The following is a 21,012-nucleotide window of genomic DNA, read 5'->3' on the forward strand; positions in this document are numbered from 1 at the left end:
TTCGGCACATAACCACTCACAACATAGGCCAAACATGAGAACAGCACAGCCCCCAATCGCCCAAAAACTTTTAAGGCTTGCTGCGTTTAGTTTGGCCCTAGTCCTTCTCGCTAGTTGCGGCTGGCATCTGCGCGGTATTGATTCCAATGCTCCTGCCACCATCGAAACCGCACAAGCTAGCTCGAACCGATCGCTACCACAAGACATGCATCTGGTTATGTGGGAGCGCGGCAGTCGTATGGCACAAACCCTTAAAACGATTCTGCGCAATAAAAACGTGGCACTAACGTCAAGCGCCGCGAGCACCTTAGTATTGGAAAGCGAGACCGTAGATAAACGCCCGCTTGCGGTGACCGAAACCGGCGTAACCGCTCAGTATCAAATCACTCTCACCGTCAATTATCACTACAAAAAACGCAGTGGCGATACAACCACAACGGTAATCCCCAGCCGCAAACTTATGGCCTGGCGCAGTTACGACTTTGATGCAAAATTAATTGTGGCTAAAAATCAAGAAGAGCAAGCACTACTGGAAGAAATGCGACAGGAACTTGCCTACCGTATTTTGGCGGCGCTCTAGCCTCTAGACAATACAACGCCAGCGTTTAATCTAACCGAGAATACAATTCACTATGGCAAGACCGCGCCCCGAACAGCTCGCCAACGCAACGGCAAAGCAACTAGCGCCAGTGTATTTGATTACCGGCGATGAGCCATTAGTTGTGCAAGAGTGCTGCGATATTATTCGTAAATCGGCACGCGCCCAAGGTTATACCGAGCGCGAGCTACACCACACCGACGGCGGTTTTAGTTGGGACGACCTCTATCACGCGGCCAGCAGCCTATCGCTATTCGCCGACAAAAAAATTATAGAAATTCGGGTACACAATGGCAAACCCGGCGATGCCGGTAGCAAAGCGCTCTGCGATTACTGCGCCCACCCAGCAGAAGACACCTTACTTTTACTGGTAATGCCCAAGCTCGAAAAAAGTGCGCAGAATTCCAAATGGTATAAGGCCATCGACGGCAGCGGCGATATTGTCACAGTTTGGCCTGTAGGCGTGCAGCAATTACCGCGCTGGGTAGACCAACGTTTAAAAGCCGCTGGGTTAAATGCAGACTCAGAAGCCATCGATATTCTCTGCGCCAAGGTAGAGGGGAACCTACTCGCCGCGGTGCAAGAAATTGAAAAATTAAAATTATTAAGCGACAACAATTTTATCGACGCGCAGCTTATGTCCAGCGCAGTGATGGATTCCGCCCGCTACGATATTTTTGGTTTAGTCGACAAAGCCATCAGCGGAGACTGTCGCGCCGCCGTAGCCACGCTGCACGGGTTGCGCTCTGAAGGTACAGAAGCACTACCCATTTTGTGGGCGCTGTCGCGCGAAGTTCGCGCCCTTGCCAATATTGCCGAGGCGCAATATCACGGTGAGAGTTTTGATATGGCGTGTCGTCGCGCTGGCGTTTGGGACAAACGTAAGCCTCTGGTTAAGCAGGCCCTGCACCGATTGAAATTACGCGATCTTCAAATGCTGCAACGCAAATCGGCATTGATTGATCGCAGTGTTAAAGGTGCCGCCTCGTCCAACCCTTGGAGTCTATTGCTCGACATGGTACTCACCATCGCCGGCGTGCAAGTTTTTTCACCCCGCACCCAGCGTATGGAATTGCGAATTTAATTAATTCGGCTATTTTTTAATCCCCTAAAAACCCACCCGACTGACGCGCCCACAACTGCGCGTATAGCCCGCCTTGCTCAATAAGTTCGGCGTGTTTGCCCTGTTCAATAATGCGGCCTTGATCCAGTACAATTAAGCGGTCGAGTGCGGCAATAGTTGAAAGCCGGTGGGCAATCGCGATAACCGTTTTGCCCTGCATTAAGCTATACAGGTTTTCTTGTATAGCCGCTTCTACTTCCGAATCTAAAGCCGATGTTGCCTCATCCAGAATTAATATCGGTGCATCTTTTAACAGTACCCGCGCAATCGCAATACGCTGACGCTGACCACCAGAAAGCTTAACGCCGCGCTCACCGACATGCGCGTCATAACCGGTACGGCCACTAAGGTCACTTAACTCGGCAATAAAACCTTCGGCCTGTGCTAGCCTCGCGGCTTCTTTCATGGTGTCCTCATCAGCGTCGGGGCGGCCATAAATAAGATTGTCGCGCACCGAGCGATGCAACAGCGAGGTGTCTTGCGTAACCACACCAATTTGCGCACGCAAACTCTCCTGGCTAATGTCGCGGACATTCTGCTGATCAATAGTAATCGCACCCTCTTCCGTATCATAAAAGCGTAACAACAAATTAATTAAGGTCGACTTACCCGCACCAGAGCGCCCCACAAAGCCAATTTTTTCACCGGGGCGAATGCTCAGGTTTAAGTTGTCGATAACACCTTGCCCCTTGCCGTAATGGAAGGAAACGCCGGCAAAGTCGATTGCACCTTTAGTTACCTTCAGTGATTTAGCGCCGTCTTTATCGCGCACCTCACGATTCAGCGACAGTGTATTCATACCATCGCGCGCGGTGCCAATATTTTCAAACAGACCCGATACTTCCCACATTACCCACTGGGACATCCCGTGCATTCGCAATACCAAACTAATCGCAACCGCAATCGCACCCGCCGACACCTGCCCTTCGATCCACAAATAAATCGAAAGCGTGGCGGCTGCGAAAATTAACATAATATTCAACACCCACACAGACACACTTAATGACGTCGCCAAACGCATTTGCGGGTAGACCGTTTTTAAAAACACATCCATTGCACTCTGCGCATAATCCGATTCGCGTTGAGAGTGAGAAAACAGTTTTACCGTAGAAATATTCGTATAGGTATCAACGATGCGGCCAGTCATCTCCGAGCGCGCATCAGCCTGTGCCGACGAGATCTTTTCTAACTTGGGTAAAAAGTATTTCAACACGCCAACATAGGCCACAAACCACAACAAAAAGGGCAGCGCCAAACGCAGGTCCAAGGTCGCCATTAACACCACCACACTGGTGAAGTACACCATGATGTAAACCGAAACATCGAGCAACTTCATCACCGTTTCGCGCACCGCCAACGCGGTTTGCATCACCTTGGTTGCAACTCGGCCGGCAAATTCATTTTGATAAAAGCTGTAACTCTGACCCAGTAGGTAACGATGCGCCTGCCAGCGTATCGCCATAGGGTAGTTGCCCAGCAACGCCTGATGCACCAACACCGCATGCAGATAAACTGTGATCGGCAATGCCACTAGTAACACCGCGCCCATTATCCAAAGTTTACCTGCGGTTTCCTGTAGCAGAGTTTCCGGCGTGTACAGAGTAAACCAGTCGACCAGCTCGCCAAGGTAACCAGCTAGGACCACTTCTAGCACCGCGGTAAGCGCTGCCGTGGCAGACAACAGCAGTAAATACACTTCACAGCCACGGGTGTAGTGGCGTAAAAATGCCAGTAGCGTACTGGGTGGCTGTGTCGGGTGCTCCGGCGGGAAGGGGTTCACCAGTCGTTCAAAAAAAGCGTACATAGAGGAGCCTAGGAAAATTGCGAATTTTAACCGACGGTTTTAAAACCCTAGGTCAACAAAAGCCACTAGCGAAGCAGCGGCCTATTTAGGTTCAGCAGTATAGCGAATATTCACTGTTCTCGCGGGCTACTCGATTAGCCAAAATGAAATCAGCAATGATAGTCCGCGCTAAGCCCTTGGCATTATGGAAGAGACTGAGTACCCTTGCCGATACATTCTGTAATTGATCCAATCCGGTGCCAACACCATGATTAAAATGCTATCCATTTCGGTGCCCGGCCAGGGGTTACACGCCTTCACCCAAAAAGTGCACGCACTTGTCGCCCGCAGCGAAATTGAGGAAGGCCTGTGTACGCTATTTATTCAGCACACCTCGGCCAGTTTGTTGATTCAGGAAAACTATGATCCCTCGGCTCAGGCCGATTTAGAAAGTTGGTTAAACCGCTTAGTACCGGAGCGCGATCCGCTCTATACCCATACCCTCGAAGGCGATGACGACATGCCCGCCCACATCAAAGCGGCACTCACGGCCAGCAGCTTATCGATTCCTATTGTCGACGGTAAGCTTGCTCTGGGCACTTGGCAGGGCATCTACTTATGGGAACATCGCCACGGCGCCCAGCAACGTAAAATCATTGTTCATATAGGCCAATAGCGTTTACAACGTCTCAATCACTCGCTAGTCCGTCAAACGGAAACCCACGACCCCTTTATGCCCACTCGCCGCCAAGTTACCAGCCAATTACGCATCGCCGATCTCGATGTAACCCTCACCCGCAAGCGGATGAAATACCTGCGCCTGCGGGTATCACCGCCAGATGGCAAGGTAACCGTCTCTGCGCCGCACCAAGCCAGTCTCCGTGAAGTAAAGCAAATGGTAACCGAACGCCTGGATTGGATTGCCCAACAGCAAAATGAAATCGCACAGCGCCCTCTGGTTGCGGCACCGGTCTTTAGCGAGGGCGAACAACACACCGTCTGGGGGAAAGACTTACCCTTGGCGACCGGTATTACCAGCGGGCGCAGAATAGTCAGCAACGACGGCGACACGCGACTACTAATGCTTAGCCGCAAGCACGATAGCCTCGAACAAAAGCAACTCCTTATAGACCGTTTTTACCAATCGCAAATAGCCGCAGAAATTCCAGGGCTAATAAAAAAGTGGGAGCCTATAATTGAGCGGCAGGTAAATGAATGGGGCGTGCGTAAAATGAAAACCCGCTGGGGCAGCTGTAATATGCAGCGCTCGCGTATTTGGCTTAACTCCGAGCTGGCCCGCTACCCAAAACCCTGCCTAGAATACGTGTGGGTACACGAAATGACGCACCTCCATGAAGCCTCGCACAACCAACGCTTTTACCGATTAATGACCCAATTCTTACCCAACTGGCAACAATGGGAAAGCATACTTCGAGGGCGCTAACATCCTATTTCCACCCCTTAATTAATTGTTCTTATAACAAAATGGCTGAACGTGATGGATATCCGCGCGGGCATTCGGCGCAGGTGCTATACATAGCGCCCTTTCTCACAAAGTAATGACCGAACATGCCAGCACCCACAAATTCAACCGCAAAGCCTCGGCCCAGCCTGCATTATCGCTTGGTACTTACAGGGCAATTGTTCGACGGTTTCGAGCGCTCTGCGGTGGCCGAACGCTTGGGTAAGCTGTTAAAAATTGGCTCAGCCAAAGCCGCAACACTACTGATGGGTGAGGCCACCGTGATAAAGCGCAACCTGCCATCAGAACGCGCGCAAAGCTACGCTGAAAAATTTAAACAACTCGGCGTGGTTGCCCTCCTGGAGCAAGAGCCTATATCAGCCGCCTCTCCGACAGCCGCAACGATAAACACACAGGAGGCTCGACCCGCAAAAAATAACAGTGTGGTTAACCCTTCGCGCTCGCCAAAAGCCATTGCCACGCGCGCGCAGCGTTCACTTATTGCTAGCGCAAAGCTTGTTCCGGCGGCCACCGGTATATGCGCTATCGTTGCCGGCTATGCGCTTGTGTGGTTTCTACTTATCGGCTTTGCTATCGCGGCACTTGTTGCTATTTTTATTAGCGACATAAGTTCCACCGGCCAGGCACTCTATGCTGTTGCTAGCCTACTCGCCTTGGGTATCGCTTTATTGCTCATGCGACCACTATTTCCACGGCGTAGTAGTCGCCGCGAAAGTGTTACGCTGGAATTTGAAAAACACCCAAAACTCGCCAAGTTTATCCAGCGTGTGGCGACCGATTTAGGCGCAACCATTCCCGTTGCACTCCAAGTCGACTGCGGTAACAGCATTAGCATTAAGCAACAAAGGTCCGCGAAAATTCTTTCGGTAAAACTCGGCGCGGCATTGCTGTGCACGATTTCAACACGCGAATTGGCCGCACTATTGGCTTCCGCGCTCGGGCCTTGGTGCTCTACTCGACGCACACTGTTACTCTACGTTAACCACGCTAGCGAACGCCTGCTAGCTGTCGCCAGCAATAACGATGGCTGGCAACACTGGGCCGCGCGAAAATCTGATCGTTTTTATTCGCCAGTAATATCCAAACTAAAAACAACCCTGTTGCGTTACAGCAGCTTACTGTTCCAACCCATTCAAGGTTTAAATCACCTTTTGTTAAAAGCATTGCAAAATGATTCGCAAAAGAGCTGGGACGAAGGTGCAATCGAACTTGTCGGGACCACCGCATTTATTGCAGCGCTTAAACGCGAACATGTAACTCAGCTCGCAAGCGAACACGCCAACCAACTATTGCATGGTGTTATGGCAAAGCAGTATCAGGTAAATAACCTACCGCGCTTTATTTTATATCTCACCGACACCGCCAGCCAATCTCGTGCCCTCCAGGAAAAACTTGGCAAGGACCTTCAGGCGAGTGATTCCATCAGCAATGTTAGCGTGCAAGCCCGCCTAAACAATCGCATCCACCACGCCGAAGATTTGGATATACAAAAGCAAACCTACGAAACCCATGCCGCGGCGGAATTAGTCGCCAACTTTAACGCGCTGTGCGAACGGGTAACGCCGCTGTTCTATCGCGAACACGGCCTCAACATTAAACACCAAGACCTCAGTGATATAAATCAACTACTGGTTAAAGTCGAACAGGAACGTAAACGCGAACAACAGCTTAACCACTATTACAACCAGTGGTTTAAACCCGATATTTTTTGGCCAATTCCCAAAGCGGGCAGCATCGAAGCAAAAGAAGTAGAAGCTGGGCTTAGCGAAGACAAGCTTGCGGAGTCTCAACGGCAACAGTTAAACGACATTATTTTGCGTATTCGTCATCTCACGCCAGACTATCTAAGCCTACTGGAACACGAAAAATCCGCGCGGGAAAAACACGAAAAGTTTTTTGCTGCTAACGAAATTCGAAAAGCTGGCTATGCCATTAGCTCCTTAGAAGCCGGTATTGCCGAGTCGCAACTTGCGAGCTTTCAGATTCACGCCGATGAAGCGCGCCTGCAATATACCGGTGTTGCCATCCGCATCCACAAGATGCGCGAACACATGGGCTTACGTCTCTATCTCGCGGCGTCACTACACCCTGATGCGATTAAAAAGAAGCAGGCCTTTCAGCTGTTGGATACACTGGCACGCTTACGCAGCCACTTTGATAAAATTTACGAAATGCGTTTCCGGGTAGGCTTGCTACCGCAGCTAGACAAACGTTTACACGAGAAAAAAGAAACCGAGCACAGTAAAAAAATCGCCCGTGTTTGTCGCGACATTCCAGAGAATAGCGATGCTATATTGCGGGCGTTAAACCTTATTGCTTTCCCATACGTACCTGGTTTTAATACCCTCGCGAATTTTGTGCAATCACACCTAGAGCCAGTCCCTCCCAAAGGACAACTAAGTGTGGCGCAAGCCGTAAAGCACTTTAGTGAAATTCAGCACGGGCTCAACAGCGCCAATCATATTCTTAACAGTCAGCTAGTTTCTCTTACCTCGGAATCTGAACGGCTGAACAACATCGTGCAAATCAAAATTGCACTAACCTAGCAAAGCTTTCGGCCGTTTATTGGTAACGGTCTATAGGTTTACGGACTATCGGCTAGCAATCTAATTACCGCAACATGTTAATGCCATTAGCTAGCGCGAATGGCATACTTGCGGCCATCACTTTATTTATTAACTGAGACCTTCATGCGCGGACAAAAAACTGATGTCGCCTTCACTGATGTAAACTGGTCCGCACTGCGATCACTTATTCCCTACTTACTTGAATTTAGGCTGCGTATCGGCTTCGCCCTCGTCTGCTTAGTTGCCGCAAAAATGGCATCGGTTGGTCTGCCATTTATCTTAAAGCACATCATCGACCACCTTGATGGCAAAACCCTTGGTAGCACAGCAACTGCTAGCACACCACTCGAAAGCAACCTGTTATCGGCTGATCTGGTTGGGCTGATTTCGCTCCCACTGGGTTTATTGATAGCCTACGGCTTAGTGCGATTTTCCAACGTATTATTCGGCGAACTGCGAGATTCGCTGTTTGGCCGCGTCACCGAAAGGGCAATGCGTCGCGTCGGGCTAAGCGTTTTTCGCCATATGCACGCGCTAGATTTAGACTTTCACCTCAATCGCCGTACCGGCGGGCTGTCTCGCGATATTGAACGCGGCACCAACGGCATTAGCTTTTTAATGCGCTTTATGGTGTTTAACATCGTACCTACACTGCTTGAAATCGGCATGGTTGTTACCTTGCTACTCCTTAACTACGACCCTTACTTTGCCGTAATCGTGTTGTTCGCGGTAATACTTTACGTAGGTTATTCCGTCTTCGCTACTGAGTGGCGCACGCACTTTATTCGCGCGGCGAACGCTGCCGAGTCTGCCACTAGCACCCGCGCCGTCGACAGCCTGATGAACTACGAAACCGTAAAATACTTCACCAATGAAGACTACGAGGCAAACGAGTACGATCGCGAGTTAGCCCACTGGGAAACCGCGCGCCGCAAAAATCGCCTTACCTTATTTGCGCTTAATGCCGGCCAAGCTTTTGTCATCGCCGCCGCAATGACCGCCGCAATGGTACTGTCGGCGCTAGGTGTTATTCACAACACCATGACACTTGGTGACTTTGTATTGATCAACGCACTGATGATGCAAATCTTTATGCCGTTAAATTTGCTCGGCTTCGTCTATCGTGAAATGAAGAGTTCGATGGCTAACATCGAAAAAATGTTCGACCTACTCGGGCAAAAAAGTAAAGTCGTAGATACGCCAGAGGCACGGGAGTTGCAGGTACGCAACGGCGAGATTAGCTTTAACCAAGTCAGTTTTCGCTACCACGAAGACCGCAGTATTCTGGAAGACGTTAGCTTTACCATTCCGGCGCGACAAAAAGTCGCTGTGGTTGGTGCCAGCGGCGCGGGTAAGTCGACGCTACTAAAGCTCCTGTTTCGCTTTTACGATGTTAGTGCCGGCAGTATAACCATTGACGGTCAAGACATTCGCCAGCTATCACTACACTCGCTGCGCGCCAATATTGGCGTGGTCCCACAAGACACAGTGCTGTTTAACACCAGCATTATGGAAAACATTCGCTACGGTCGTATTGAAGCCAGCGACGAGGAAGTAATGACCGCGATTAAGCACGCGCACCTCGCAGATTTTGTAACACAGCTACCCGATGGAGTGAACACCCTCGTTGGTGAACGCGGTTTGAAACTGTCTGGTGGCGAGAAGCAGCGCGTTGCCATAGCTCGCACCATACTTAAGCAACCGTCGATATTAGTGTTCGACGAAGCAACATCGTCACTGGATAGCAAGTCGGAAAAAAGTATTTTGGAAGCACTAGAAGAGATTTCGCAAGAACAAACAAGTCTAGTTATTGCGCATCGACTCTCCACAATTGTGAAGGCGGACAAAATTATTGTATTGGATCAGGGTAGAATTGTTGAACAAGGCTGCCATGCAGATTTACTCGCCTACAATGGTAAATATGCTCAGCTTTGGCAAATGCAGCAGCAAAACCATTAAGTTTGCTGGCATATGCGGAAAAGCAGGCAGTGAATAAAAAATATTCGTGCAGCGCCGGGCAGTAATAGGCAAACACGGAATACCTGCACCCAGCCTTATCTCAATGGATATGAACACGCGGTTATGAAAGCAGAGAAAACACTTTATTTAGTTCGCCATGCTAAGTCATCGTGGGGCCAGACGGATCTTGATGATAGTGAGCGCCCACTTAATAAACGCGGCAAAGAAAACGCACCCGACATGGCGGAGCGTCTCGCCCACAATGTAAGCCAAAACGACGGCGAGTTTCCCCGGCCTGAATTAATTATTTCCAGCCCCGCAGTGCGCGCCAGCACCACCGCTTACATTATTGCCAAGGCGCTCGGCCTGCCAAATAAAAATGTTGTTCTCGACGAACGCCTCTATATGCGCGGCACCACCGCCATGCTGGAAGCGCTGGAAGAGTACGGCAACCAACAAACGGCCATTATGATCGTTGGCCACAACCCCGATTTAACCCAGCTGCACAACCAGCTCAACAGCCTCTATATCGACAACATCCCCACCTGCGCGATTGCCACCATTCGTTTTGATATTGGCGACTGGCACCAGCTACTGAGTCGCGGCGGCGTAATGGTCGATTTCGACTACCCCAAGCGCTGCATACATAGCGCCAACCATTCCTGAATACCCGCACTGCGATACTTGTGTTTGTGTATCACCAAATAGAAGTGCCTGCGCAAATCCAACCACGGAATATCCAAGGGCACTAACGAGCCCCGCGCGAACGCCTCTTTTAAAGTGATTTTCGACAAGCATGAAATTCCCAGCCCAGCCTCAACCGCGCGCTTAATCGCCTCGGTATGTTGCAACTGCAAGCGAATATCTAACTGCGGTAAAAGTTCTCGCACCGCGCGGTCGAAGGTTTGGCGCGTGCCCGAACCCGTCTCGCGCAATATCCATTTAGCGGCTTTAAGGTCGGCTTTTGTAATCGGCTGATCGGTATTTGCCAAGGGGTGATCGGGCGAACAAAAACACACCAGCTCATCGTCTCGCCAAGGCAACATTTCCAACTCCGAGTGTTGATATTCACCTTCGATCATACCCAGATCAATTTCGAAATTTAAAATCTCTTGGGCGATTTTTTGGGTGTTGGCTACCTCCAACTGCACCCGGCTCGACGGCGCGCGGGCCATATATTCGGTAACCAAACTCACACATAAATAATTACCGATGGTGAGCGTTGCACCAATTTTTAAGTCGCCAACTACCTGCTGCTGCGCCAGCTCGCGCTCTAGGTCTTCTGCTTGCGCTAAAAATGCATCAACCTTCGGCCTAAGGCGTAGCCCGAGCTCGTTGATTTGTAAGCGCTTACCAACCCGGTCGAACAGCTGAATATCAAACTGTGTTTCTAAGTCTTTTAACGCGCCACTAACCGCCGATTGCGACATCGCCAACTCGGCGGCGGCACGGCTTACATTCTGGTGATGCGAAACCGCCAAGAAGACCTGTAGCTGCTTCAGGCTGTATTTCATTGCTGCCCCCTTAAATTTCAGGCCATATAACGCCAAACCCATATATCGGTAATTCCGATATTAAATATCATAATTACCCGTTTTACCAATTAAAGCTGGCGCGCTAACCTAGCCTCAAATACTGAGGAGCCATTCATGAGCAGCTTGACCAAAGAAACCGTATTAGAAGTACACCACTGGACAGACAACCTATTCAGCTTTAAAACCACACGCGACCCCGGTTTTCGCTTTCGCAATGGTCACTTCACCATGATGGGCTTAGAGCAAGAAGGCGGTAAGCCGCTATTGCGCGCCTACAGTATTACCAGCGCCAACTACGAAGAGCACCTAGAGTTCTTTAGCATTAAAGTGCCCGACGGCCCTCTTACATCGCAGTTGCAGCACATCAAGCCCGGCGATGAGATTATTCTTAACCGCAAAACCACCGGCACACTGGTTACCGACAACCTTTTGCCCGGCAAAAACCTGTGGCTTATCAGCACCGGCACCGGCCTAGCGCCGTTTATGAGCATCATTAAAGACCCCGACGTGTATGCCCAATACGACAAGGTAATTCTCACCCACGGCGTGCGTACGGTGGCAGAGCTGGCCTACCAAGACTTTATTACCCAAACCCTGCCCAACAACGAATATTTTGGCGACGAGATTCGCGAGAAGCTGGTGTACTACCCCACAGTAACCCGCGAGAACTACCGCAACTCAGGCCGTATTACCGACGCCCTACGCAGCGGCCAGCTAACCCGCGGCCTAGAGATGCCCGACATCAACACCGCCGACGACCGCTTTATGATTTGCGGCAGCCCCAGCATGCTTAAAGACACCTGTGTACTGCTAGACGAACTGGGCTTTAGCGAAACCCGCAACGGCAACCTTGGTCACTATGTGATCGAGCGGGCTTTTGTCGAACAATAATCCTTGCTACTATCGCCCGCCTGAATCCGTGGCGGGCGCCTTCCTTGGCTGCCTACTCGGGTGCCGTCTTTAGTAATGCTGTTAGTACTGCTCAAAAAGCGTACGGCTTAAAAAGAGTACTACCCAAAGACGACCGTTTAATAAGAATGCCGCTGTGTAAGCCAGGTTTGATAAGGCTTGAACATAGCGCCACTCTTTTGTCATCCATAAAAAAAGAGCAAGATTATGCCCTCATTGATGTTTTATCAGAAGCCTGCCGGCCTAGACAAAAATAAACACGCCAAGCTTAAGTACAAGTCGGGTCAAGACTACGGCTTTGCCCGCAACACCAACTCTATCCCCCTTGGCGGTATGGAGTTCTTCCAAGCGTGTCGCGACTTCCCTATCTTGTTCATCAAGAATCAAGACAACAAATTCATCCCTATGGCCATTTTATCGCTGCATACCGGCGGTCACGATATTGATGACAAGTGGACAGGCACCTACATTCCCGCCTTTATTCGTCGCTACCCCTTCGCCCTAACCGAAGACGGCATTGTAATTTTTGACGAAGAAGCGCCACACCTAACCTTAGACGAAGGCGAAGGCGAGCTACTGTTTAACGACAAACAAGAAGCCACCACAACCTTAAATAACGTTGTGAACTTTTTACGTGCCGCCGACCAGTCCTTCCGTAAAACCGAAGAGTTCTGTACCGCCGTAGCCGAAAAAGATTTGTTCCAGCCGTTTAACGCCAACGTAAAATACGATGGCATGAACGTTTCTCTAAGCGAGCTGTACTGCATAGACGAAAAGAAATGGCACGAAGCCCTTAGCGCCGAAGAAGTTAACGACTGGTTCCGTCGCGGTTGGATAGCTTGGGTACACGCTCACCTACATTCATTTGGTTCTATTTCTGAACTGGTTAAACGCAAGCGCAACAAACCAGCCGAAGCCGCCACCGGCGCAGAAACCCCAGCTAAATAAAAAGCCGATATTGAAGGCCCTAAAACGGGCTGACTTAACAACACCAATCCGCAGCGACAGCACCAACCACGTCGCTGCGGTTTTTATTCCCTCTCTTTTATTTCTGCCGTTTATACCTACTATCTATATCTACCGCCCAAAACAACATCCAAAAAGCCCCAGCCAAAATCTCTAAGTTGAAAAGCACGCCATCAAACTGTCACATAACCGTCAACTAAAGTTCACGTTGCTTTGGCAGCATCCCGCTCTGATTAAAACAACAGACTTGGGGATACCAATATGCAACGATCTAAACTCTATTTGGCCATGGCGGCTAGCTTAACGCTTGGCTTAGGCGCCTGTAGCGGCGACGATGGCGACAACGGCACTAACGGAACCAACGGCAGCAACGGTTCGAACGGAGCCGCCAGCATTGTTAACCAAACCGATTTACCAAAAGGCGACAGCAACTGTTTTGCCGGCGGCATTAAAATTGAAAGCGGCACAACCGAAGCCATAACCGCCACCAGCTACATTTGTAACCCAACCCAACTAGATAGCCAACACAACTTTAACCGTGTGGCCACCTTCCCGGTTTGCTTACAGCTAGACGACAGCTGCGATACCGACACTGAAACCGTTGCCGAAATTGTTGCCGCCAGCAAAGACGGCATGACCCTTATCTACACCGACAGCCCACAAAACGCCCTAGGCTTTGTCGACATTACCAACCCCACCATGCCGCAAGCCGCTGGCACCCTAGCACTAAGTGGCGAACCAACATCCGTAGCCGTAAAAGACGGTTACGCACTAGTTGCCGTTAACACCTCTACCGATTACATAAACGTAAGCGGCGAACTGGTAGTGGTGGAAATAGCCACACAAAGCATCGTGCGCACCATAGCCCTTAGCGGCCAGCCAGATTCCATTGCGGTAAGCCCAGACGGAAACTTTGCCGCCATTGTTATTGAAAACGAACGCGACGAAGACCTCGGCGACGGCGCACCACCGCAAGCCCCCGCTGGCGGATACTACATAGTAAACACCAATGGCGCCGTTGCCGATTGGCTAGCCACAGAAGGTAACTTTACCGACGTGCCCGACCTCTACACCGGCGACCCCGAACCCGAATTCGTCGACATAAACAGCAACAACATCGCCGTATTCACCATGCAGGAAAACAACCACATCGCCTTGGTAGACCTAGCCACCAACACACTTGTTAACGACTTCTCCGCTGGCGATGTAGACCTAGAGCGCATCGACCTAGAAGATGAACGCCCCAACCAAGTGATGCAAAACCAATCACTCGACAACGTACTGCGCGAACCAGATGGCGTTAGCTGGGTAAGCAACGATTACTTCGCCACCGCCAACGAAGGCGACCTAGATGGCGGCAGCCGCGGCTTTAGTATTTTTAACACCGCCGGTGACGTAGTGTGGGATTCTGCCGAAATGCTAGATCACCTAACCGCACGCTTTGGCCAATACCCGGACAAACGTTCCGACGCAAAAGGCAGCGAACCCGAAAACGCCGAGCTAGGTATTTTTGGCAACAACCGCTACCTATTTGTAAACTCTGAACGCGCCAGCATGGTATTTGTATTCGACCTAGCCGACCCGCGTAACCCCGTCTACAAACAAGCACTACCTGCCGCCGCCGCCCCAGAAGGTGTAGTTGCCATACCCCAGCGCAACCTCGTAATTGCCGCCAGCGAAGAAGACAACCGTGGCGACAAACTACGCGGTGCACTGAATATTTATCAATACCAATACGCCCCCGCACAATACCCAACACTGGCATCCGCCGATCGCGAAAATGGCTCACCCATACCTTGGGCGGCTATGTCGGGCTTAGCCGCAGACCCAATGAACAGCAACCGTCTCTACGCCGTAGAAGACAGCTTTTTTAACGGGACTCGCATCTTCACCATTAACGTCGGGCAAACACCTGCCCTGCTAACCAACGAAATGCGTATTAAAGACAGCAACGACATCTTCGCCAGCGTAGCCACCACAATATTGGCCGACGCCAGCGTAGATGACGACGATGCAACCCGCTTAGAAGTGTTCGACAACGCCGACCTAGCCGCGATGATTAACGACGACAAAACCGTAAACATCGACGGCGAAGGCGTAGCCGTCGCAAGTGATGGCGGATTTTGGGTAGCCTCCGAAGGCGCTGGCACCATCGGCGACGACGGACGCCCCGTCAACAGCCTTAACTTTATTTTTAAAACCGACAACTACGGCGTAATTGAAGATGTAATTCAACTACCCGACGACGTAAACGCCAAGCAAATACGATTTGGTTTTGAAGGCGTAGCGGAATACAACGGCTCACTTTACGTTGCCTTCCAACGCGCATGGAAAGACGAAACCAACCCGCGTATTGGCATATACAACATAGCCGCCAAAACCTGGATATTTGTTTACTACCCACTCGAAGCCGTAGCCTCACAAGCCGGCGGTTGGGTTGGCTTAAGCGACATATCCACAATTGCTAACGGCGAGTTCTTAATAGTAGAGCGCGACAATCAATTCGGCCCAGACGCCGCGATAAAACGCCTCTATAAAATAGACCTTTCCGCAGCAGTAGATGGCAACACCATTGTTAAAACATTAGTACGCGACGTAACCGCCGACCTAGCAAACTTCGGCGGACTAACCCCCGAAAAAATCGAAGGCAGCGCCGTAACTGCAAATGGTGATGTGTACATTATTAATGACAACGACGGTGTAGATGATAATAGTGGTGAGACACTGTTAATTAACCTAGGCAATATTCTTTAATGAAATAAGCCAAACAAAAGTTTAATAGTTACAAAGTGAACCCGACCAAATGGTCGGGTTTTTTTACATCTGGAATAAGTGGAGGTAGAGTGCAGGGAGAAATTGTTAGAAAATCGTAACTTTTTCAATGAACTTTGAGACTTTATGGGAGGGCGTGATATTAATTTAGACGGTGGGGCCACCAAGCAGTCGCCCAACAAGTGTGCGATCACGTTTAGTCAGTCTCGCATAACAGGCGCCCCACCTCACACTCTACGCAGCAATCATTTTTATATTTTGCTATGCACGTAAGGGAGACTATGGTTGAGGAAAGCTACTATGGCTATGGATGGGTTACTGAAACTTTACCTAAGGAAAAAAAGTAATTTGGCATAACGGTGGGAATGGTATTTTCAGCGCCGATGTGAGGTACTATCCATCATCAAACATATTAGCGCTGCCGCCCTGATGTTACCCCACCCATCTTAAAGCTAAAAACTAGGACAGCAATCACACATGAACGAAAGAAATCAAGCGTTTGATGCTACAAAAGGGTTTTTAATAATCCTAGTCATAATGGGACATGTTCTACTAGGTTCAATCTCAGAAAATTTAGGCCGAGAAGTAATTTACTTTTTTCATATGCCTATTTTCCTTGCAATTACTGGATACTTCACAAAGAGAACATTAATTAATAAGAGTATTGCTGAAATCCTGTTAAAGTATAAATACAGGATGATTCTACCCTTTATTTATGCTTTCGCATTTTACACAACATTAGCGCTAATCAGAATCCATATTAGCGAAGGATTAGAAATAAAACATTTCACATATAGAATATTGTATCCTTTTTATCACTTATGGTATGTCCCTGCCGTCATAATATTCGCTTTCTATACGAAATCCCTAGAGAGAATAGGATGCAAGACCTCAGCACTTATTGTTTCTTGTTTCTTTTTTTTAACCATTATTTTTGAGGGTTTAGAACCAAACATCAGTGACAGCATATGGTACGAAAGTCTTGGCGATAAGCGTTTCTATTATTTTTTCACATACTACTTTTGTGGTTATTACCTTTCATCAAGAAAGTTATCTTTAAACAAAGACATCGTTGCCTTTCTATTTCTTGTAGGAATCACCCTGTATGGCTATTCTACAAACGACTTGTTGGTTGGTCTAGGCAAGACAGTAGCCAACATTAGTATTATCATAATACTTTTTTCACTACTCGAACATTCAAATTATAAAAGCAGCTTTTTAGAAAAGATTGGTAGAGTATCATTACCTATTTATCTATGGCATGTCGCACCCCTACTTATTTTAAAGAATCTCCCAATATCAGAATCCATGTATTATTCAGTTTCAACAATTTTTTTCATCTTATTTATATATTTATTTGTCGCTTACGAGGGAAAGTCAACCCTTACAAACAAATATATCTACGGGGTTTCGCCAGATCTAGCAGCATCCACCAAGCGCGACAATAGAAGCTGAGTGAGTCAAATACTATAAAAGTTTCTGTAGATTTTAACTCAGATGATGTTTTAGAGGTTTCTGGTGGCCAGACAATTTCGAAAATAGTTTTTGCCTAACAACACGCTCAGCCGCGCAAGCATAAAAAAATGGGACAATATATGGCGACAGCCAACAATACCTAGGAATATAATTATCAAACTGCTTCTGTTAAGAATAGACCTTCGCAGAGATACTACGGAAGCCCCAACTTTAAGCAAAGCGACCTAGGGATTTCCAAACATTACAGCATAAGAATGCAATCAAAAATATAGACGGTCATACGTTAAGAACATGACAATAAAATAACTACACGCAACGATAAAGTGCAACTATGAATAAAAAATCTACCTTCGATCAAGTTCGCGCCGAGCAGCTTAAATACAACGCCAAGCGAGCCTCAGGCTATCGAGAGCAAGCGCTGAAACTCTTCCCCCATATTTGTGGTCGTTGCGCACGGGAGTTTTCCGGTAAGAATCTACCAGAGTTAACCGTGCACCATGTCGATCACAACCATGACAACAACCCAACGGACGGCAGTAATTGGGAGCTGTTGTGCCTATACTGCCACGATGAGGAACACTCCAAATTCGAAAATCTCGTTCGTTATGGCAGCAGTAAAAAAAGTGAGCAGGCTCCAGCAACCCACAACCCCTTTGCAGACTTAAAGGAACAAATGAATAAGAAGAAATAGTTCTACAGTAGCTTTTTTTCAACAATTCGAACGACCTAAAAATAGGCCCCTTTAGATTAGCTTAATCACATAGCGTCCAAGCTAGTGTTACCAATGGCACCCTTCTCGATAGCCTAGCTTAGTGGCGGCACGCAAACATTACGCTGGCGTCTTTTTCATCCGCAACCTATCAGCAAATATTTTTAGGGTCCAGCTGTATGCTCGACCTGAACACATACAATTCTTCCGTTGACATAGTTAGACACCTAACTATAATACCCGCTATCGGCTTAAGCTGACCAGTATCAAATTAATGGGGGGGGTAAGGTGTCGCAACAAGATCCTGTTTTTGAGTTTTTCCGGAGCATCAACATCATCCAAAGCCTTTCCCAGGCTCGGGTAGAGCAAGCGCTTCCCGGCGAGATGCTGCTATCTCATTTTGGGGTGTTGAATCATTTGTCTGTGCCAGATAGAGAGCCGACCCCAGCTGAACTCGCCGATTCATTTCAAGTCAAGCGACCAAGTATGACCAATACAATCAACAAGCTGGAGCGAATGGGGTTTGTGCGTGTCAGGCCGGACCCAACCGATGGCCGCTCAAAGCGAGTTTCGATAACAACCGCCGGCGTAAAAGCGCACCTAGCGGCGAGAAACGCAATGCCACCAGTGTTTAGAGACCTTGTAGATGAGTTTGGAGTAGAGGCGTTTGTGGCCTTGTTGCCTCAGCTGCAAGCCATAAAACAATTTTTAGATACCCACCGAAAATAGGTGATTTTATGTATCAAACTTTAGGAGGAAGTATTCGGTGATTTATCTTGGCCTATGTATTGCGAGCCTGCTCGTAGCATTACTCAGTCTGGTTGGAATGTTTTTTAGGCGAACGCGCTCAAACGCATTCAAATTGTTTGTTGGGTCTGTGTTGGTTGCTGTAGTGAGTGCATTGTGGATCTATTACCCACGAGAATACATCCGCAGTTATTTAGCGTCGGTGCCAGAAACGGTATCGCTTGGAAATAAGGCTAGCTTGGCAGGGGTTAATGTCGGCGCCGCCGTGCGCGACATGAATCAGCTCAACGATAGCCGCTATCTGCAGTTGTACAACTCCGTCACACCGGAAAACGCTCTGAAGCTCGGCCGAGTTATGACCGACCTAGATACACAAACCTACGATTTTGAAGAAGCCGATGCTCTGGTCAACCACGCCTTAGCAATGGGCTTGAACGTTCGCGGCCATGCCTTGGTATTTGGTAAAGCCTCAGACATGTTTAAATCGCCCGACTTAGATGCCTGGCTAGAACAGTACCCAGAAACACAGCGGTCAGCGATGTTAACGCAATTAATGCGCCAACACATTAGCGTAATGCTCCAACATTATCGTGGCCGAATCCACACCTGGGACGTTGTAAACGAAGTGCTCGATTTGTTTGGTAACGGCAATATTGAAAAAAATGTTTTCCAACGATACGTGGGCGAAGACTACATTGAAATCGCCCTTCGCACGGCCAAAGAGGCGGACGAGACAATAAAAATAGTATTGAACGAACAGTTGAATAACTACACTGATAATCGTGCCGAAGCTTTTTTTGAGTTAATAAAATCACTAGTTGAACGTGGCGTTCCGCTTGATGGAGTTGGCCTACAAGCGCACAACTTGTACAGCCTAACACCCCCGCATACCCTTAAAGCCTACATGAAACGCTTTGCAGCACTTGGCTTGTCGGTAGAAATTACAGAGTTAGAAGCCCGCTTAAAACTGTTCAGTAATTTTGACGACCCCTATCTCGCGCAGGGCAAATTTTATCGTGACATTACCCAGCAATGCTTAGACGTGAAGGCCTGTTTAGGCGTTACATTTTGGGGGTACAGCGATGAAACGAGCTGGATGAACGAACTGCCCTATTTATTTCCTGTGCCGAACGAGCCTTACCTATTGGATATAAATAGGAAAGTTAAGCCTGCGGTTAGCCTAATCGAAAGCTTGTTCGACTCAAATAGATAGCGCTACCGCTAGCAATGTGTTTTTGAGTACGACTGCTTCGTCGCTAGCGTACTTTCAGTGTTTACAGTAAAAAAGATTAAAATAGTAAAGGAATATGATAATGAGAATTTCAGCAACGATGGTGCTATCGGTTAGCTTTTTGGGGCTATTGGTTACCGGTATCTTAATGTACATCACACCCTACGATTTCTTCACCTCATCATTACACGTATGGTCGGCGCTACTGGTTATATTGAGCATTTGCTTACACTTCAAAAATAATTGGAAACCGTATAAATCTTATTTTAAAAAGCAGTCGGGAAAGCGCGCATTTTCCGCAATAATTGTTGTAATTGTGGTTGTTATGGTCGGCTTACTGTTCGATAGAGCGCCGTTCACAAGCTTGCCAATATTTGGTGACCAGCTGCGGAAATCTGCAAGTGTAGCAACCGATAGTTTTGTTAGTATCGATGTAAGCCATGACCACAAAGGCAACAAATTATCTTTATTTGCAAAGGCGGGAGCGGATTATGAATCTGAAAAAAAATCCATCTTAGGCGGTTTAATCACCTACACCTCCACTCCACAAATGGCAGTATGGGTAGAAACACTCGAAGGTGAATACGTCAAAACGCTTTACCTAACGGGTAAGCTAGCGAACTCCAGTTTTAGAAATTCCGATTTCAGTGATGAAGTAGTACGGCGTCCAGAAGCGTTACCTCACTGGATGCACAAACGAAACGTTAAGGCGAGCGACGGCCTACTCCCCCCCGACCCAGACAATAACGAATTCGATGGCATAACCGCTGCAACTCCCCTTGGCTCCCATGAATTGACAATGGCGCTGGGCGTTTTAGATAAATACCGTTTAAAAATAGAAGTGAATCGCACCTACGATTTTAATGAATACTACAGCAAAGACCGCTTTCCCGACGATGCCATCTATAGCGGCAACGGCTCTTCCGGTCAACCGTCGTTAATTTACGAAGCGGTAATCAACACCAAAGAAAACGGGCGCTATCTGTTGGATCTTATCGGGCACGGGCATCATTCTGGTAAAAATGGTGAGTTGTATTCAGACTTGAAAAATATAACCACCGCGAAAAACCTATTTGATTTCTTTATGGTGAATGTTCTTGTGAGTAAATAGTTAGAATTGTATAGCCGCATCTGTATAGCTATGTGCGTAAGCG

Annotated in this window: 17 protein-coding genes; 15 read left to right on the forward strand and 2 right to left on the reverse strand. The window is 48.5% G+C overall.

Annotated features, from left to right (window positions below; all coding sequences use genetic code 11):
• Nucleotides 1-34: 34 nt before the first annotated feature.
• Both IDZ20_RS05610 and holA read left to right on the forward strand, forming a co-directional pair.
• Nucleotides 35-580 (forward strand): LPS-assembly lipoprotein LptE, encoded by a 546-nt coding sequence (locus IDZ20_RS05610; protein ID WP_188150446.1) that lies wholly within the window; start codon nt 35-37, stop codon nt 578-580.
• A 52-nt stretch (nt 581-632) separates the two neighbouring features.
• Nucleotides 633-1,682, forward strand: coding sequence for a DNA polymerase III subunit delta (gene holA, locus IDZ20_RS05615; RefSeq protein ID WP_188150447.1), 1,050 nt, complete (start codon nt 633-635; stop codon nt 1,680-1,682).
• 16 nt (nt 1,683-1,698) lie between these two features.
• Here the strand turns inward: holA and IDZ20_RS05620 are convergent, their stop codons facing one another.
• Complete coding sequence (locus IDZ20_RS05620) at nt 1,699-3,525, reverse strand: ABC transporter ATP-binding protein (RefSeq protein WP_188150448.1); 1,827 nt, start codon at nt 3,523-3,525, stop codon at nt 1,699-1,701.
• A gap of 247 nt (nt 3,526-3,772) precedes the next feature.
• On the opposite strand from IDZ20_RS05620, the gene IDZ20_RS05625 reads away from it, so the two are divergent.
• The 5 genes from IDZ20_RS05625 (at nt 3,773) to IDZ20_RS05645 (ending at nt 10,179) form a co-directional block, all read left to right on the forward strand.
• Complete coding sequence (locus IDZ20_RS05625; protein WP_188150449.1) at nt 3,773-4,180, forward strand: secondary thiamine-phosphate synthase enzyme YjbQ; 408 nt, start codon at nt 3,773-3,775, stop codon at nt 4,178-4,180.
• A 57-nt stretch (nt 4,181-4,237) separates the two neighbouring features.
• Nucleotides 4,238-4,948, forward strand: coding sequence for a M48 family metallopeptidase (locus tag IDZ20_RS05630; RefSeq protein WP_188150450.1), 711 nt, complete (start codon nt 4,238-4,240; stop codon nt 4,946-4,948).
• Between the two features lie 125 nt (nt 4,949-5,073).
• Nucleotides 5,074-7,533 (forward strand): hypothetical protein, encoded by a 2,460-nt coding sequence (locus IDZ20_RS05635; RefSeq protein ID WP_188150451.1) that lies wholly within the window; start codon nt 5,074-5,076, stop codon nt 7,531-7,533.
• A gap of 144 nt (nt 7,534-7,677) precedes the next feature.
• Nucleotides 7,678-9,513 (forward strand): ABCB family ABC transporter ATP-binding protein/permease, encoded by a 1,836-nt coding sequence (locus IDZ20_RS05640; RefSeq protein WP_188150452.1) that lies wholly within the window; start codon nt 7,678-7,680, stop codon nt 9,511-9,513.
• Nucleotides 9,514-9,636: 123 nt separating this feature from the next.
• A complete protein-coding gene (locus IDZ20_RS05645) occupies nt 9,637-10,179 on the forward strand; it encodes a SixA phosphatase family protein (RefSeq protein WP_188150453.1) in 543 nt (180 codons plus the stop codon).
• Here the strand turns inward: IDZ20_RS05645 and IDZ20_RS05650 are convergent.
• Nucleotides 10,140-11,027, reverse strand: coding sequence for a LysR family transcriptional regulator (locus IDZ20_RS05650; protein WP_188150454.1), 888 nt, complete (start codon nt 11,025-11,027; stop codon nt 10,140-10,142). The genes IDZ20_RS05645 and IDZ20_RS05650 overlap by 40 nt on opposite strands.
• Before the next feature lie 135 nt (nt 11,028-11,162).
• Between IDZ20_RS05650 and IDZ20_RS05655 the strand changes: the two genes are divergently transcribed.
• The 8 genes from IDZ20_RS05655 (at nt 11,163) to IDZ20_RS05690 (ending at nt 20,969) form a co-directional block, all read left to right on the forward strand.
• Nucleotides 11,163-11,939, forward strand: a complete 777-nt coding sequence (locus IDZ20_RS05655) for a ferredoxin--NADP reductase (protein WP_188150455.1) — start codon at nt 11,163-11,165, stop codon at nt 11,937-11,939.
• A 225-nt stretch (nt 11,940-12,164) separates the two neighbouring features.
• Entirely contained in the window at nt 12,165-12,905 is a 741-nt protein-coding gene (locus tag IDZ20_RS05660) for a SapC family protein (RefSeq protein WP_245792141.1), read from the forward strand.
• Nucleotides 12,906-13,184: 279 nt separating this feature from the next.
• Nucleotides 13,185-15,677, forward strand: coding sequence for an esterase-like activity of phytase family protein (locus IDZ20_RS05665; RefSeq protein ID WP_188150456.1), 2,493 nt, complete (start codon nt 13,185-13,187; stop codon nt 15,675-15,677).
• A 495-nt stretch (nt 15,678-16,172) separates the two neighbouring features.
• Entirely contained in the window at nt 16,173-17,150 is a 978-nt protein-coding gene (locus IDZ20_RS05670; protein WP_188150457.1) for an acyltransferase family protein, read from the forward strand.
• Nucleotides 17,151-17,502: 352 nt separating this feature from the next.
• Entirely contained in the window at nt 17,503-17,862 is a 360-nt protein-coding gene (locus tag IDZ20_RS05675; protein ID WP_188150458.1) for a YajD family HNH nuclease, read from the forward strand.
• Nucleotides 17,863-18,168: 306 nt separating this feature from the next.
• Nucleotides 18,169-18,609: a MarR family winged helix-turn-helix transcriptional regulator gene (locus IDZ20_RS05680; protein WP_223144904.1), complete on the forward strand. Its 441-nt coding sequence runs from the start codon at nt 18,169-18,171 to the stop codon at nt 18,607-18,609.
• 163 nt (nt 18,610-18,772) lie between these two features.
• A complete protein-coding gene (locus IDZ20_RS05685; RefSeq protein WP_188150459.1) occupies nt 18,773-19,840 on the forward strand; it encodes an endo-1,4-beta-xylanase in 1,068 nt (355 codons plus the stop codon).
• 100 nt (nt 19,841-19,940) lie between these two features.
• A complete protein-coding gene (locus IDZ20_RS05690; protein WP_245792143.1) occupies nt 19,941-20,969 on the forward strand; it encodes a DUF4405 domain-containing protein in 1,029 nt (342 codons plus the stop codon).
• The last annotated feature ends 43 nt before the right edge of the window (nt 20,970-21,012 follow it).

Origin of the sequence: Teredinibacter waterburyi (assembly GCF_001922985.1) — a bacterium.
GTDB classification, from domain to species: Bacteria; Pseudomonadota; Gammaproteobacteria; order Pseudomonadales; family Cellvibrionaceae; genus Teredinibacter; species Teredinibacter waterburyi.